General features: G+C 44.3%; 15 protein-coding genes. 9 read left to right on the top strand and 6 right to left on the bottom strand.

What is annotated here, in order from left to right; translation table 11 throughout:
• Positions 1–111 precede the first annotated feature (111 nt).
• The 4 genes from AC6CIF_RS21965 (at position 112) to AC6CIF_RS21950 (ending at position 2803) form a co-directional block, all read left to right on the top strand.
• Positions 112–438, top strand: coding sequence for an ArsR/SmtB family transcription factor (locus tag AC6CIF_RS21965; RefSeq protein WP_498201545.1), 327 nt, complete (start codon positions 112–114; stop codon positions 436–438).
• A gap of 72 nt (positions 439–510) precedes the next feature.
• A complete protein-coding gene (locus tag AC6CIF_RS21960) occupies positions 511–1806 on the top strand; it encodes an arsenic transporter (RefSeq protein ID WP_076215277.1) in 1296 nt (431 codons plus the stop codon).
• Between the two features lie 25 nt (positions 1807–1831).
• A complete protein-coding gene (arsC, locus tag AC6CIF_RS21955) occupies positions 1832–2251 on the top strand; it encodes an arsenate reductase (thioredoxin) (RefSeq protein ID WP_175395097.1) in 420 nt (139 codons plus the stop codon).
• Between the two features lie 114 nt (positions 2252–2365).
• A complete protein-coding gene (locus tag AC6CIF_RS21950) occupies positions 2366–2803 on the top strand; it encodes a protein-tyrosine phosphatase family protein (RefSeq protein WP_498201544.1) in 438 nt (145 codons plus the stop codon).
• Positions 2804–2977: 174 nt separating this feature from the next.
• Here the strand turns inward: AC6CIF_RS21950 and AC6CIF_RS21945 are convergent, their stop codons facing one another.
• The 4 genes from AC6CIF_RS21945 to AC6CIF_RS21930 all read right to left on the bottom strand — a co-directional run bounded on the left by AC6CIF_RS21945 (position 2978) and on the right by AC6CIF_RS21930 (position 7068).
• A complete protein-coding gene (locus AC6CIF_RS21945) occupies positions 2978–3436 on the bottom strand; it encodes a GNAT family N-acetyltransferase (RefSeq protein ID WP_498201543.1) in 459 nt (152 codons plus the stop codon).
• 149 nt (positions 3437–3585) lie between these two features.
• Positions 3586–4197 (bottom strand): TetR/AcrR family transcriptional regulator, encoded by a 612-nt coding sequence (locus AC6CIF_RS21940; protein WP_498201542.1) that lies wholly within the window; start codon positions 4195–4197, stop codon positions 3586–3588.
• Positions 4198–5146: 949 nt separating this feature from the next.
• Positions 5147–6004, bottom strand: coding sequence for an alpha/beta hydrolase (locus AC6CIF_RS21935; RefSeq protein WP_498201541.1), 858 nt, complete (start codon positions 6002–6004; stop codon positions 5147–5149).
• A gap of 170 nt (positions 6005–6174) precedes the next feature.
• Positions 6175–7068 (bottom strand): MBL fold metallo-hydrolase, encoded by an 894-nt coding sequence (locus AC6CIF_RS21930; protein WP_498201540.1) that lies wholly within the window; start codon positions 7066–7068, stop codon positions 6175–6177.
• A gap of 257 nt (positions 7069–7325) precedes the next feature.
• Between AC6CIF_RS21930 and AC6CIF_RS21925 the strand changes: the two genes are divergently transcribed.
• The 5 genes from AC6CIF_RS21925 (at position 7326) to AC6CIF_RS21905 (ending at position 12048) form a co-directional block, all read left to right on the top strand.
• The gene (locus AC6CIF_RS21925) at positions 7326–7871 is read left to right on the top strand and encodes a helix-turn-helix domain-containing protein (RefSeq protein ID WP_498201539.1); all 546 of its coding nucleotides are present in this window, start codon (positions 7326–7328) and stop codon (positions 7869–7871) included.
• A gap of 567 nt (positions 7872–8438) precedes the next feature.
• The gene (locus AC6CIF_RS21920) at positions 8439–8660 is read left to right on the top strand and encodes a hypothetical protein (RefSeq protein ID WP_498201538.1); all 222 of its coding nucleotides are present in this window, start codon (positions 8439–8441) and stop codon (positions 8658–8660) included.
• 2 nt (positions 8661–8662) lie between these two features.
• Positions 8663–9091, top strand: a complete 429-nt coding sequence (locus tag AC6CIF_RS21915) for a hypothetical protein (RefSeq protein ID WP_498201537.1) — start codon at positions 8663–8665, stop codon at positions 9089–9091.
• Positions 9092–9172: 81 nt separating this feature from the next.
• Positions 9173–11149: a sigma-70 family RNA polymerase sigma factor gene (locus tag AC6CIF_RS21910; RefSeq protein ID WP_498201536.1), complete on the top strand. Its 1977-nt coding sequence runs from the start codon at positions 9173–9175 to the stop codon at positions 11147–11149.
• 641 nt (positions 11150–11790) lie between these two features.
• Positions 11791–12048 carry a hypothetical protein gene (locus AC6CIF_RS21905; RefSeq protein WP_498201535.1) on the top strand — a complete coding sequence of 86 codons (258 nt, stop codon included), beginning with the start codon at positions 11791–11793 and terminating at the stop codon, positions 12046–12048.
• 74 nt (positions 12049–12122) lie between these two features.
• Here the strand turns inward: AC6CIF_RS21905 and AC6CIF_RS21900 are convergent, their stop codons facing one another.
• Both AC6CIF_RS21900 and AC6CIF_RS21895 read right to left on the bottom strand, forming a co-directional pair.
• A complete protein-coding gene (locus AC6CIF_RS21900; RefSeq protein WP_498201534.1) occupies positions 12123–12563 on the bottom strand; it encodes a GNAT family N-acetyltransferase in 441 nt (146 codons plus the stop codon).
• 314 nt (positions 12564–12877) lie between these two features.
• Positions 12878–13711 carry a MerR family transcriptional regulator gene (locus AC6CIF_RS21895; RefSeq protein ID WP_498201533.1) on the bottom strand — a complete coding sequence of 278 codons (834 nt, stop codon included), beginning with the start codon at positions 13709–13711 and terminating at the stop codon, positions 12878–12880.
• Between the last annotated feature and the right edge of the window lie 98 nt (positions 13712–13809).

Genomic DNA, 13809 nt, shown 5'->3' with positions numbered 1-13809 from the left:
TTCTAATTTGAACCAACGCTTTTTAAGCGTTAATTCGAATTAAACGTTGACTTCAAATTTTTTATATTATAATATAAGCATGCACTTATATTAACGGAAGGAGGAAGTGATATGGATTCTATTCAAGAAGCAGCGGATAAGATTAAATTGCTGGGCGATAAAACACGTCTTACTATACTTACACTCCTCAAAGAACGTGAATGGTGCGTATGTGAATTTGTAGAGATTTTAGATATGTCACAACCTGGAATTAGTCAGCATTTGCGCAAGCTGAAGGATCAAGGCTTGGTTAAAGAAAGTAAACGTGGCCAATGGGTATACTATTCTTTAAATGTAGAGAATACACCCTATATTAAATCTGTCTTGGAACTGATGCCGGACACGGCAACGATTCTTAAGTCCTTGAATAAAGAGAACATTACTTCCGTCTGTAATTAATTTTTAATCAATATATAAGTATATTGTTATATACAAATATAAATTTAGAGGAACTGAAAGAGGGGGAGGGTTTTGTTTTCCACGCTGTTAGCCTGCATCATCTTTTTAATTACGTTAGTCCTCGTCATCTGGCAGCCTAAAAACCTGTCCATTGGTTGGTCAGCTTGCGGCGGAGCAATTCTTGCTTTACTTGTGGGTGTGGTCAATCTCCAAGACGTCTGGGATGTGACGCAAATTGTTTGGAATGCCACGCTTGCGTTTGTCGCGATCATTCTGATTTCGTTAATTCTGGATCGTATCGGATTTTTCGAGTGGGCTGCCTTACATATGGCCAAGGCTGCTCACGGAAATGGTGTCCGGATGTTTGTTTACGTCTCGATCTTGGGTGCTGTGGTTTCTGCCTTCTTTGCCAATGACGGAGGCGCACTGATTCTGACGCCGATTGTTCTAGCCATGGTACGTGCACTGAATTTCGATGAGAAAAAAGTGTTTCCGTTTATTATTGCTAGCGGATTTATTGCGGATACGACCTCTTTGCCACTGGTTGTAAGTAACCTGGTCAACATCGTATCTGCTGACTTCTTTGGGATTACATTCATGGAGTACGCAGGAAGGATGTTTGTTCCGAATCTGTTCTCACTGGTGGCGAGTATCGGCGTATTGTATCTATTCTTCCGAAAAAGTATTCCAAAACGCTTTGATGCGAGCGAATTGAAACCACCAGCAACTGCCATTAAGGATATGAAAATGTTTCGGTTGTCGTGGGTGGTGTTGGGTGTTCTTCTCATTGGATACTTCACCAGTGAATTCGTTGGTATTCCCGTATCTCTTGTAGCAGGAGTTGTCGCTATATTCTTCCTGTTCATGGCTTCCCGCAGTTCTGCTGTACCGACTACATTGGTGGTCAAAGAAGCGCCGTGGGCCATCGTATTCTTCTCCATTGGCATGTATGTCGTGGTTTATGGTCTACGTAACGTGGGTTTAACGGATCTCCTGGCCGTAGTCATTCAGGCTGTGGCGGATCAAGGATTGTTTGCGGCAACGATTGGTATGGGCTTTATTGCGGCAATTATTTCATCTCTGATGAACAATATGCCTACCGTGCTAATTGATGCGCTTGCCATTGATGCAACAACGGCTACAGGAACGGTTCGGGAGGCGCTCATTTACGCGAATATTATTGGTTCAGACTTGGGTCCCAAGATTACCCCGATCGGTTCACTGGCGACGCTGCTCTGGCTTCATGTGCTTAGCACGAAAGGCGTCAAAATCTCATGGGGCACTTACTTTAAGACAGGTATCATTATCACCGTTCCGACTCTGCTTATTACGCTATTGGGTCTGTATCTGTGGTTAAGCATTATATAATTCAAACAACGAGGAGACGATGAACATGAGTAAAAAAACACTGTACTTCCTATGCACAGGCAATTCTTGCCGGAGCCAAATGGCCGAAGGCTGGGCCAAGAAATATCTAAGTGAGGACTGGAACATCTATAGTGCAGGCATCGAGGCACACGGTCTGAATCCAAAAGCAGTGGAAGCCATGAAGGAAGTTGACCTGGATATTTCCACTCAAACTTCCGATATCATTGATTCAGAGTTGTTGAACAATGCTGATTTTGTAGTCACATTGTGTGGAGACGCCGCGGATAAATGTCCAATGACACCACCACATGTCAAGCGGGAACACTGGGGATTCGATGATCCTGCCAAAGCGCAAGGTACAGATGAAGAGAAATGGGCTGTATTCCAAACGGTTCGTGACCAGATTGGGGAGCGCATTAAAACGTTCGCTGAAACCGGCAAATAATACAAACCTGCCCGGAGAATGTTTCCCGGCTTTTCCTATGCGGCTGGACTTGGACTCGTCGTTAGCGGAGGCTCAAGCCGCTGTTAGGAACAACTAGAGAAGGGGAGAATAACGTTGTCTAATTATCATGAACTGGTTAAAGGTAAAGTATATATTGGGGGAGCAGATGCTGCTCTAAGTGCGATCAAGGAGCAAGGTGTAACAGAGGTATTTGATCTCCGAGATGATGGTAAGGCACAAGAAGGATTTCCTGATTCAGCACACCGACATCATTATCCAATTGTTGAAAATCGGAATGATCAGGAAGAATCCATCAAATCCGCCATTCAAGCCGTGACTGAAGCTGTTCAGGAAGGTAAAAAAGTATTCTTTCATTGTGCTGGTGGCCGGAACCGTACAGGTACAGTAGCTACAGCTCTTTTGATTAACTTGGGTGAAGCTAGTACGGTTGAAGAAGCCGAAAAGCTGGCCATGGAGAGACGTCCGGACATTTCAATCAAGCCTGAAATGCGTCATGTGCTGAAGAATATGTATGAAGCAAATAATAGTTAATATTATCTCTTTTAATAAAGGGACGTTGTCATACACAATGACAACGTCCCTTTATTATTATTTTAGTAGTCGTTAAAGAGCGTTGCTTTCCAGCTTAGTGAATATAACGTTTATCTGAAAGATACGCAAATCTTATAAATATTATCGGCGCAAGTTGTTCAGGCTTGTTGCGACTTAGGCCTTCTCCAAACGCAGCGAGACCATGTGATTGATACCAGATATGCGGGCCTGCCTGGGAGATAGGGACTTGCGTTTGTACTCCGTGAACCCCAGCTTCTCATACAATCGAATGGCCGGGACATTGGTATCGGCAACCTCTTCTATCAGATAGTTACGGTACGGCAAATGAACCAGCATATGTTTAATAACTGCCGAAGCCGCTCCTTGGCCGCGGAAGGATAAGGCAGTACCGATAAACTCGACCGATCCCGTTTCGGCCGGCGGGTCCACAAACGGCTTTTGGAACTCCCTCTTCAGAATGAGTGCCGCCATCGAACCCTTGAACCAACCCAGATGCCTGCGGAGCGGTGCGCTCTGAAGTTCTAGGGAGAAGCTCTGACAGTCCGTGCATGCGCCGAAGGCCGCCACCCGATCACCAGCGAGAGCCACATAAAATTGATCTAGCACGAACATATGGGCGAACGCCTTTGCGGTGACATCTCGGTCTTTAGAAAAATACGTGAGCCATTGCGAGAAGCCGTCGGCGAAAATCTCCGACATCTGGTTTCTGACCTCTACACCCGCGTGGTCTGCGCGGACAACCTCAAATGCGCCCGAGTACTTCATAACGTTTCACCTTCCTTTTCGAATACTAAGGTCAAGAGCGATCTCGACGGCATCGTGAATTTTTCTTCCAGCATCACCTTCATCATCGCCAGCCCCTGAATGGAGGAAAAGAAATATTGGGCCATCTCAAAAGCGTTCCCTTCACGGAGCTGGCCCTGCCGTTGTCCTTGAACGATGAGCGTGGCAGTCGCTTGCAGTAGATCGGTATTAATCTGCTTGAGAGCCGCTTTCCGACCGTCCGTCTCCGTGGAGAAGAAGGATTGCGACATCAGCAATAAGAGGTGCCCCAAGTCATCGCCAGAAGACAGATCGAGATACACCTCGGTCGCGAACCGTGCCAGTTCCTCAGCAGGCTCATCACTGGTCTGAAATCTCGCGATCAGCGTCTCAAGTCCGGCCATGGCGAACTGCACCAGTTCCTCGAATAGCTGATCCTTTGTTTTGTAATGGCGGTACAGCAGACCGGTGCTAATGCCAGCCTGATCGGCAATATGCTGCACATTGGTGGAGCCGTATCCTTGACGAACAAACAGCCGCATCGCCGCTGTCTGAATTTTGGTGCGGGTTGCAAGGCGCATAGCCTCGTATTGCTCGGGTGTACGGGGCACTTTGGACGCTCCTTTATTGAATGAATTTTAATTCATCATAAAATCATTGAAGCAAATTGTCAACGTGTAATGTGGAGTAGGGAGCCCAGTCTAAAACATCTTATTTGAACTTATTGAACATATGAACGTTGATATTACTGAATTGCCCACATGAACATAGAGTTCAAGCAGAATAAGGTATACAACCACACCGGGTGGGTAAACCGACCTTTGAAGTTGAGGGTCGGTATTTTTTGTTTAATTTGACATTCAATTATTATGGCAGAGTGTCATTTGCATATGAATTGTGTTATCCTTTATGTCTTTAGCAGGTAGTGGTGATTAATAAATGAAGGATTTGAAAAATTGGCTTTGGTAAACCATTACGGATCGGAACATGTCGAGGGACAATACCATGGTCCCATTGAAGTCGCTATTTTAGCGGCTTTTTTATTTTATCGGTAGAAGTTCTTTCAACGCTAGGAGGTATTTCCACTGGAACTGTAATCCCATTTGAAATGGATAAAACAAGTTCGTTAACAAGCACTTTAGCAAAGAAAAGGGGAGGAATCTGAATGTGATTTTGGATTAAGGGAGGGGAAACATATGCAGGTATTGTACTTTGTGCTGATTTGTCATTGTTAGGCACAAACAAGAAAATGTTTCTATTGCAGAATAGGCGTAATCGTTATTTTGCCCTCTTTAATTTCATTAAGCTAACGGGCATGTTAGTTGAATAAATTGAGGAGAGGGAAGGTCAACGTGTCGGATATACAAAAATGAGTTGAATAGTAACGAGCCCAAATATAAAACTTCTTTACATAAAAAAAAGTTCCGTAGGGAAAATACCCTTTTTTCCCACTAATCACTGCATTAGGACTTCTTAACTTAGAGATCATAGCATCATGAGACGAACCCGCAGTAATAAGCTGCGGGTGTGAGATTGTATTAAAATCCGCTAATCGCGTCGTTATTGACCCGCTGGTGTGTAATTCTCGTTTAGAAATGATTGAACAGCTTGGAACGCTTGAACTCTATTTTTTTCGAGCAGTACCATATGAGTACCTTCTCCGATTTCCACCCAACGGCGATAAGCAGCTCCAGTTAAGGAAGTAAAGAAGTTTTGTGCCAAATCTAATGGTACATCGATATCCCACTCCGCATGAATGAGGAGTACGGGTACGGTGATATCTTTAGGTTCATAGAAGGCTTTTCCAACTGTCCAATATTCACGTATGTCTAGAATCGGTCCGTTGGTAGCGCGAATATGCTCAGGGTGTACGGTCTTGTTATTAGGATCGGTGGCCAGCGTTGCTTCAACCCATTTTTCAAACCAACCCTCAGGGAGCAAGCTGTCACGTTTTCCTTCAGGAGCAGCACTTAACCAGCGTTCTTTAGTAGTGGCTGCGGGCACAAGGCGATAAGAGCCAAGCGGGCCGCCTGTATCAATAGGGATTGGTTTGTTGCTCAGCCACTGAGGAGCAATAAGGGTTAACTTGTTCACTTTGTTATTATTACGGCTTGTATATGCCCCAGCCACTGTACCGCCCCAAGACATCCCAAGTACATTGACCTTCGATAGATTTCGATGCTTTAGGACGAAGTCTACGGCCGAGCCAAAGTCACGAACTCCGGTTTCTGTACGGACAAGCGGAGGATTCTGATCAGCAGGTTGCTCCATTTCTGGCGGTCTTGTGGATCCACCATAGCCACGAACATCTACTGCATAGACGTCATAACCGTGACTTGCGAGGTAATCAAGGAAGGTGAAACCGTCTAGCTCAACATCATATAGGCTGCCAATTGGATAAGTAGCACCGTGGACCATGACGATCGTTTTCTCATTAGAGAAGACAGTCATAGATGCAGGACGTTTATTAAGGACCGATAGCTCAATACCAGGCGTATCGCTAGCTATGTTAAAGTTCTCAGATACGATGGAGATAGATTTGTTGAATGTGTTGTTAGACATTATATTTTTCGCCTCTTTTCAATGTATTAGATAAAGCGCCAGTTGAAGCCGTCTTCGCTTCGGGTGACGTATCCCGCTGAACTCTCTGGGAAGTGCGTACTGAAATAGATAATTGGACGATCGGCAACATATTCCAAAGCCCAGCGGCGTGAAATTCGGGCCTGATCGCCAAATTCACAGTACATAGAATTCCAATCCGGTCTCATAACTTGGAATGGGTGATGCATGATATCGGCGCCGAACAAAGCTTCTTCACCACCCGATGAAAGACGAATAGACATTTGTCCGATACTGTGACCTGGAGTCGGAATGAATGTAAATATATCTAGTAACTTTCCTCCTTCTGGACCGATAGTTTCCGTCAAGCCTGCCTCAACGATAGGAAGTACACTCTCTTCATAAACATTGAAATTTGCTTCATTTTCTTTGTTATGGCTCGCTTCGCTGGAGTAATACTCTTGTTCTTTAATAGGAAATACGTACTTGGCATTGGGGAATGTAGGTATCCATTTACCGTCAACTAGCTTCGTATTCCAACCCACGTGATCCACATGCAAATGAGTTAGTAACACGTAATCGACTTCTTCTGGAGTAACGCCTGTCTCTTGAAGTCGCTCGAGATAAGGTAGCTGCAGATTGGCAAGATCCGGATTTAGTGGCAGGTTTTTATCGTTACCTGTAGCTGTATCAATAAGAATCGTATGATGGGGTGTCTTCACGACCCAGGTGCCAATACTCACGATGAGTTGCGAATTTTCGTCAAGCAAGCCCTCAGGGAAGAATTGTTGATTCTCTTCTAATACAGAGGGATCCCACGTACCTGGGAAATAAATTTCTGGTGGAACACCACTGATTACCATTTCGGTGACTCGGGTAACCGTAGTATCGCCTACGGTGTAAATCTTAGGTAGCTTAGTCATATAGCTCATCGCCCTCCTTCAAAATTTCGCTGGAAATGAAATTCTATATTTAAAAAGCATTAGGTGTACATGTCCAGGGAACGTATTTGCACATCAGCCTTGTTAAAATCTTAATCCAATAATATTCTTAAATCAACGTTTTTACACCGAAATTGAACCACCGTAAGAAAGCTTGCTATTGCTAGATATTTTAATTATTATCAAATTATAAATTTCGCTGAGAGCGAAAAAAATCAAATGTGAAGGAGACATGAAAGATGAATTCTATAGGCGAGGTCATTAGAAATACCCGCAAAAAGCAGAAATTAACTCTTAAAGAAGTGGCAAAAGCAGGATCTATCTCAGTCTCTTTTCTCAGCGAAATTGAACGGAACAAAGCGAACCCGTCGATAAGTGTCCTAAAAAGGATTGCCAATGCGTTAAACGTGAATTTTACTGATCTATTTGGAGAGAAAGAACAAAGCATCGTTGTGAGAAAAGACGAACGTAAACCGTTGGTACATTCTGAAGGCTCACGTATTACATGGTATTCCCTTAGCGAGGGAAGTAAAAATAAGATGGGACCAATCTGGGGGGTGCTTGAAGAAGGTGCGACTTCTGGTGATGTTGGCGTAGGACACAGCGAAGGAGAGGAGTTTGTGTATGTCCATTCTGGTTGCCTGGAGTTCATGCTTGGGAATGATAGATATACGTTAGAAGAGGGGGATAGTATATATTTCGATGCCAAGACACCGCATAGCTATAAGAATGTATATAAAGGTGAGACCTTGGTGATTGCCGTGTCGACGCCTCCAACTTTTTAAATCCAAACCGACAATGTCAAAATAGTAAGTCTGCTAAAAACACTTACATATTTTTACTTCAGCGTTGTTGGTTTTGTCATTAAATCAATTTATTCTCGAAAGGTAAAACGGGCTGGGAGGTTACTATTGTGTTGATAGGAAATGCACCTTTCTTCTGGTCAAGAGTCTTCTGCAAAGGAAAATGAAATAAAAGAGTTGACCATTGCTAAGCTAACGGGAAACGATAGCATTGTAAAAAAAAGTAAGCAACAGATCAACCACATTACTATTGGGGATACATGAGCAGAATGGCAAAGATATAGACACTTGGGAATGGAAAGGAATTTCAGAAATAAAAATGAACGAACTGGGAACGTTAGTTGAAGTATCGAAAGCTATGAATGGAAGTTGTAGAAATCGAATATAAAATTACATTGTCGAGGGACAAGAACATATTCCCATTGAAGTCGCTATTTTAGCGGCTTTTTTATTATTTTATCGGTACAAGTTCTTGTCCCAAGCTAAGGACAAGAACTTGTACCGATTGCCGATTAGGTGTATATCTAAATAATCAGCATATGCACTTATTTGGGAACAACTATAAACAAGAGATATATTCGGGCGGACAACCAACTAACAGCAGCTGTAGATAGTATGGAGAGCAGCGGCAGAGATACAAGTACCGCAGCAGCATTAGAGAATGAACGCCTGAATGCTTCGGATAACGATGTCACGGATAGTGCCGATACTGATAACGATCTTGTCGATAACGCACCACTTCAATCAGAAAGTTTATTCCGGAGTTTCTGAAGTTGTACGTACCGTTCAATGATAAAGATGATTTTTTGAAGAATTCAAAGCCGTATCTGACTGAAAACCTTTATAAAGCATTAGAGCAAAAACAGCGCCGCGGAACGCTAACGATCGTCAAAACCAAAATGACCAATGTAGAGCTGGAGCCGCAGAAGGAAGGAATCAAGGAACAATGGTGGAATGCAGATATCGAGGTAGAGAATACCGATCAGGAAGGCCAAACCAATATTAGTACGTTAGCTTATATCATTAAGGCCAAATTAGTAGATGGACAATGGAAGATTGATGATTTGGTGTACGTTCAAGGGCGTGGAACCCATGAGGATATTGCGAAAGAAATCCATGTCGCTCGCGCCATCGACTACCGGGGGATCGAACGGGGAAAGGACTGTGAGTTCTTCGCTTGCCGCATGCGGGTGGTCACTTGATCGGTCAGTTCCAGAATAATGTTACATTAATTAAATCCAAACCCCCGAGTTAGCTGTCTATATAACAGGAGGTGAACGACAATGATCGATGCACAGCAACAAATCAACGCCGCACAAAACGGAGATCACGATGCCTTCGTTTCTCTTATAAAGGATCGAACGGATAAGCTGCACCGAGTGGCTCGCCATTATGTACGGGAGTCCAAAGATGCGGAGGATATCGTTCAGGATGCCCTGGTTAAGGCTTATGAGTCACTGCGAACGCTGCAGCAAGCCGAAGCGTTTGAGAGCTGGCTTACCAGAATTGTGGTGAACCGGGCGCTCAATCATTTGGAGAAATCCAAGCGTGTTCACCTGAGCGAAGACCCGCAGGCGCAAGAGCCATTGGTCGTTAATGATATCGATCAAACCCTGGATCTGGAGCGTGCATTGGCCAGTCTGAATCCGAAGCTGCGTCAGCTCCTGTTCTTAAAATATAAGAAGGACCTGACCCAGCAGCAAATCGCCCATCTCCTGGATATGCCATTAGGTACTGTAAAAACACAATTACGGAAGGGGCTGGAACATTTGCGCAACGAAATGGCTCAAGATTTTCTCGAACGAGACCTGGATACATTACGCCTGCAGTTAAGACAACAGGCAGAGCACCAGTTTGCCGTTTCACCGGATTATGATTTGATCGTCAATGACTATCAAGAGAACACCATGAGGGGAACAAGGAAGGGAGAAGCGGGATTCTTATGGGTTAAAACGGGGAGTGATGACGCCGTTTCTGCCACGCTCTCCAGGGACGGCAACTTGCTAGACTATGCCATTTCCTGGGCCTCATTGGACAACGAGACACGGATATCTGAGGAGGAGCTCAAACAGCAGGCAGAGCAATTCCTGGAAGATCATTATCCCGGCGCACTGCGTGATTTTCCGTATTGTGGGATGGAGTGGATGGAAGGGATGTTTGGGTACACACGACAGCAGAAGGCGATGGGGCTGCCGCTTCCTGAGACGGGATGCCTGATTATGGTTCACCCCAGCGGTCGCGTGGTCGGATTTAGGTACTACGGAACCGTTCCAGGGCCAGCACTCCCAACCATGATCACACCAGAAGAGGAACAGATGGCATGTCTGAAGGCGAATTTTTTGCTACATGTGGAATATTGCGTATTGGACAAAGCCGTGTACACGGATGGTGACGATCAGGTCCATCTGGTTTACGCCCCCCGAAGTAGAGGACTAATCTATACTGCATCATCACAGGAGGAAGTTCCGACAGCCTATAGGGCAGAAGCTGTCCCCTCGGACCCAAGAACTCTGGACGAGTGGCCAGGTGAGTTCCCGCCCGCACGAAGCCTAGAAGAGTGGATTGGCGTAGACAACGACCAATTTCAGTTAGTACAAGACGACAATATTGGCTCGAACACCAAGTTGATGGTGTGGAAGCAACAGAATGAAGAGCGTCCAGCCAAGAATGACCGGTCTTGGAAGGCCTATTGGGCTGATCAGATGGAGGGAGCGGTCAAGGCGCGAGTAGACAGCCAAACCGGACAACTGATTGACTTTGTTTCGCATGGTAAGCCAGATCAACTAGCTCCATTAACCTGGGATCGAGACGCATGTATAGAAGTAGCTATGGACTATGTCCGAGGACTAGCAGCCGAAATGTTGCCGTATCTCAAGCTTCTAACTGAAGAGACCGACGACGAAGATCGTTTGGAAATCATTCGCTTTGGTGTATATGTTCAAGACGTATCTGTCAGGGATGAATGCTATCAACTAGCTGTTGACCGCTCTAATGGGAGGGTTAAAAGTTTGATGTCCCCCTCCATAAGGCCAGAACAGTTAAAGAAGCTGGAGACCATGCCTTCATTTGATTCCCAGACAGCCATCCTCCGATGGACGGCACAGGCCAAGCTACGTCTGCAATGGGAACGGATGCACAATACTAGGGCGGAAGAGGCCCCGTACGAACTAGTGTATCGAATGATTGGTAGCGAGCACGAGCGGACGCCCGAAGTGCTTGATGCACATACGGGGAAGTTATACGAAAATACTTTTTACTGACAAACAAAAACATCTAGCCCGAAACTAAGGGCTGGAAGGCATTCAAAAGCCTGCGGACATAGAACAGCATTGGAAGGAGGTTGGTGTCCATTCCAGAATGCCCATCGATGGTTCCTTATGGAAGGACGATCCCATCCTTTCTTCCTATCCACCGTCCCGTGTATACAAGGTCATGGTGCTCCAGCTTGCGCGTCACCAACCGGACTTCAAGCGCTGGCTATGCAATCGATGTTAAACTTATTGGAAAGCTAGCTCGTATTTTCATTGCACACACTAAGGTAAGAACGACTCACTCACGAATGTTGACCCATTCGCAGGATAAACAGAACGCATAGATGAACCGAGTATGGCAAGCGTTTATTGCAACAGCTTTTGGAAAGCCGGCTTTGACGGTTCATTCTTGGAAGAAGGAGGTTTAAGATGCTAAGTGTTTATAAAACAAATAGGTGGAAAAAGAGATTTGTTTGTAGGGGAACATAGACGGTAATAGGTACAAGTTCTTGTCCTTTAACGGTACATGTTCTTGTCCCAGTCGGCCAAATCAGCTTAAAAAGACTATCGAAATGATAATGAGCATTAGATGCTGATAAAAATCAGTCTAGAGACAACATATCGCCATAATAGGAAGTCTATCAGGTCTTGTGTACACGTTAACCATGAAAATTCCAACAGGATTGAATGTTTCAGTAAAAGTGAAAGATAGTTTGGATGAAGCTTTAATCGTAGCAGAAGGGCTGCCTGGAGCAGCCTCGGAAACATTGAAACAGGCCGCGCGATTTGTGTTTGATCAGTCCTTTTTCGCTGTTATTGTAGCCATTATTGTGTTACTGGTAGTTGCTTCATTAGGCATGCTATGGATTGGAACACGATCAATAAAAAAACAGCCGAAAACTCAATAGAGTAAGGCTAGAGATATCGTTCACAATCTTTTGCCTCCAGGGACACATTATATGCCCTGGGGGTGATAACGGCATCATTTCGATAATAAATCTTTTACCATTAGGTAATGCGGAATTCCATCTTCCATAAATACATCGGAGGTAGTCTGGTATCCTAGCTTGTGATAAAATCCTTCTGCATGTGTCTGTCCGTGTAATTTAACTTTGGATATTCCTTTATTTTCTGCGATTTCTTCCAGTGATGTAACGATTAATTTACCCAGACCATATTGGCGATAAGGTTCTAAGATACATATTCGATCTAATTTACCTATGCCATCTCGAATAATAATTCTGCCTGTTCCGGCGGGTAGTTCATTAAAATAGACCAGAATGTGCTCACACTGTCCATCTAATTTATCATAATCATCAAACTCATCTTCGATTGGTACATTTTGTTCTTTCACAAATACTTCTTCTCTTATTTGAAAAGCGATGCTGAGCTCCTCAATTGAGTCTATTTTTTTTGATTTCATTTCTTATAATCCTTTCAGAAATTCATCTAGTAATTAAAAACAAATTTAACATACTTTTAGAATAATTATAAACGACAGTTCTTTTGTTGTAAATACAACAAAAAAGGAGGAACTGAAGGACTACGATTACGAAAGACGGTCCCGATCCATGTAACCGATAGATGGATCGGGACCGTCTTTACGTGGGATGTCGCGGGACAAGAACACTGTACCATTGCCGAAATGAAGATTGTATCATTACTGAGGACAAGAACATATTCCTATTGCCAGTTAGGCGTATATCTAATCTTAATCTTGCCCATCAATTCATTAAACTAAGGGCAGTAACCATCTACCGGCTCTTCAATATGTACCATAACCCGAACCAGAAAATCCTCTGCGTGCTGCAAAACAATCTCATCCTGCATGTAATCCTCGTAAGCATCGCCTTTAATGACATACTGTTTCTTCTCAATATAATCAAAGATTTTTGGAAAAAACTTCTCGGTATCCCCATAGTCGGCTCTGGCATAAGACACCAGATAAAATCCCTCCGGCATATACGCCTGTTCATGATGCTCTGTGGTCATGTAGCTGTACATATGAGAGATCATATCTCCATCCTTGCGTAGCAGATCCGATTTGGGGATGATGACGCCTCCGGGATAACCGAGTGGTGCATGTTCCTTGTTCAAACGCACTCGAAAATCCTCCCATAGTTCCTCAGGAAACTCCTTTTTGGATGAGTAGATGCGGCGGCTCAGCAGCAAAGGAGCTTTAGGTTGCCAAATGACATGCATTTGGCTGGTGTCCAGGTGCATGGATTGCTCTATATTTTCCGCACGCTGAATAATCATTTGTTTCGCCTGAGTCAGTTTGGAAATCTGCAGCTGCAGATTTTCCTCCTGTTTACGCAGCAGTTGAAGGGTGGTTTCCGGAGAACGCTCACCGAGATGCTGCTGAATTTCCTCCAGGGACATGCCTAGCTCTTTGAAAATATGAATAACGCCGATCGTTTCAAACTGGCTGTGGCTGTAATAGCGATAACCGTTATCTGCCACATAAGCAGGTTTGAACAGACCAATGCGGTCGTAGTAAATGAGGGTTTTGCGCGAAACCTCGGAAAGCTTGGAAAAAGCACTAATGGACAACATTTCATTGGGATGCATAGGTACCTCCAGGTCCAAAAAAGGTGATTGACTGTATAGTTGCTATACAGTTTATAATACATCTGTTCTGATCGTCGGTCTACTTTTTAGATCACAGA

Source organism: Paenibacillus sp. GQ49 (assembly GCF_059759055.1).
The sequence above is the reverse complement of the archived record's forward strand: the minus strand, read 5'-3'. Positions and strand labels throughout refer to the sequence as shown.

Coding starts and splice junctions, on each gene's coding strand:
- AC6CIF_RS21900 (WP_498201534.1), bottom strand. CDS start 12,563: ATGAAATCAAAAAAAATAGACTCAATTGAGGAGCTCAGCATCGCTTTT.
- AC6CIF_RS21945 (WP_498201543.1), bottom strand. CDS start 3,436: ATGTTCGTGCTAGATCAATTTTATGTGGCTCTCGCTGGTGATCGGGTG.
- AC6CIF_RS21925 (WP_498201539.1), top strand. CDS start 7,326: ATGAATTCTATAGGCGAGGTCATTAGAAATACCCGCAAAAAGCAGAAA.
- AC6CIF_RS21930 (WP_498201540.1), bottom strand. CDS start 7,068: ATGACTAAGCTACCTAAGATTTACACCGTAGGCGATACTACGGTTACC.
- AC6CIF_RS21935 (WP_498201541.1), bottom strand. CDS start 6,004: ATGGTCCACGGTGCTACTTATCCAATTGGCAGCCTATATGATGTTGAG.
- arsC (WP_175395097.1), top strand. CDS start 1,832: ATGAGTAAAAAAACACTGTACTTCCTATGCACAGGCAATTCTTGCCGG.
- AC6CIF_RS21910 (WP_498201536.1), top strand. CDS start 9,173: ATGATCGATGCACAGCAACAAATCAACGCCGCACAAAACGGAGATCAC.
- AC6CIF_RS21965 (WP_498201545.1), top strand. CDS start 112: ATGGATTCTATTCAAGAAGCAGCGGATAAGATTAAATTGCTGGGCGAT.
- AC6CIF_RS21895 (WP_498201533.1), bottom strand. CDS start 13,711: ATGCATCCCAATGAAATGTTGTCCATTAGTGCTTTTTCCAAGCTTTCC.